The 933-nt window shown below is 71.3% G+C and carries 1 pseudogene; it reads right to left on the bottom strand.

Annotated elements, in window-relative coordinates:
* Positions 1-842 (bottom strand): annotated as a pseudogene (locus tag FDW84_RS18965) (HNH endonuclease); the annotation flags it as partial.
* Positions 843-933: the final 91 nt, after the last annotated feature.

Here is a 933-nt window from a genome sequence, read left to right as displayed (position 1 = left end):
TCGGCCCGGAGTTGGGTGAGGGTGCGGGGTTCGTGGGGTCCCTGCAGGCCGCGGGCGATGGCGGTGGTTTTGTTCCAGATTCCCAGTGCGGTGCCGGCCGGGAGGTAGGCGGAGAGCCAGGCCATGCCGTCCCGGTCCGGGCTGTATTCCACCCGCCGGTCCGCCACGCCTTTGGCGTGGCGTTTTTCGATTGATTCGGGGTGGTGGCGTTCGCGCCAGGAGCGGACCTTTGCCCGGAACCGGGACGGGACCAGCTCCCCGGCCGGGCACGCACGGGCCGGGCCGGGTGGGTCCGAATCCAGGAAGTGCGCCACCAGCGCTGCGGCGCCCGCGGGGTTAAGGCCCTCGGTTTCATCGGCGAGTATCCGGGCGTGCTGCCAGGACATGGCCCCGGCGGAGAGGGCGGCCATGGCCTGCGGCAGGGAGCAGAGCCGCCGGGCCTGGGCGACGAACGCGGCGGCGGCCCCGGAGCTGACCGTGAGGACCCCGGCGATCTCCTCGATCGTGGAGATCTCGTTGAACGTCCGCTCCTGCACCGGCGCGTCCGGCGGTGTCATCGCGTGCTGCAGGCCAATGGCTTCGGCCGCGTCCCGGGCCTTCAGCGCGGCGATCTGGGCTTCCAGCCGCCTCATCACCGCCATCCGGTCCAGCCGGATCCCGTACGCCCGCTGCAACTTATCCATCCCGCCACCGGCCCCACCGTCAGCGCCAGCCAGACCGCCAGCGCCAGCCAGACCGCCAGCAGCGGCCAGCGCGGCATCCTCGGCGAACAGCGCACCAAGCCCGGCAACAGAGGCCTCAATGCCATCCATCACCAATCCCGGACCCGTGCTGTTCGCCATACCACCATCATCCCCGGAGGCACCGACATTCCGGGGTGCAGTTGATGGGAGGACCGGAGCAGTCTGGGCACCCACCGGTCCGCCGCACCCG

The sequence above is a fragment of the Pseudarthrobacter sp. NamE5 genome (assembly GCF_005796225.1).
In the GTDB taxonomy this organism is placed as follows: Bacteria; Actinomycetota; Actinomycetes; order Actinomycetales; family Micrococcaceae; genus Arthrobacter.
This window is presented reverse-complemented; position numbering and strand designations above follow the sequence as displayed.